The organism is Bacillus sp. 05T31, from assembly GCF_056396725.1.
On record NZ_JBFTMA010001310.1, the window covers coordinates 1 to 529 of the forward strand.

Below are 529 nucleotides of genomic sequence, written 5' to 3' on the forward strand. Positions count from 1 at the left end.
ATGGCAGTGCAAGTAACATCGCAAATAACATAACTAAAATTTCACCAACGTTAGATGCTAACAAATACCGAATAAACTTCCGAATATTTTCATATATGTTTCTACCTTCTTTAATCGCCGATTTAATCGTAGCAAAGTTATCATCTAACAACACAAGTGAMGAAGCTTCTTTTGCAACATCTGTCCCTGTAATTCCCATCGCAATCCCTATATCAGCTGTTTTAATAGCTGGAGCATCGTTCACTCCATCACCTGTCATAGCTACTATATGTCCCTTATTTTGCAGCGCCTTAACGATTTTCAATTTATGCTCAGGAGACACACGAGCGAATACATACGTATCTTCTACAATATCTTCTAATGCCTCTACATCCATATTCGCAAGTTCTACACCTTCAACAACGCGTCCACCCGCCGGTAAAACCCCTAGCTGTTCCGCAATTGCCATTGCCGTCACTTTATGATCTCCCGTAATCATTACCGTTCTAATACCAGCTTCCTTACACTCTTTCACCGCTTGCGCCACTTC

1 protein-coding gene is annotated in these 529 nt (G+C 40.9%); it reads right to left on the reverse strand.

Translation table 11 applies throughout. The features are described 5' to 3' along the window. A partial coding sequence (locus tag AC1DJR_RS33075) for an HAD-IC family P-type ATPase (RefSeq protein ID WP_477004577.1) occupies positions 1-529 on the reverse strand: 529 nt, incomplete at both ends.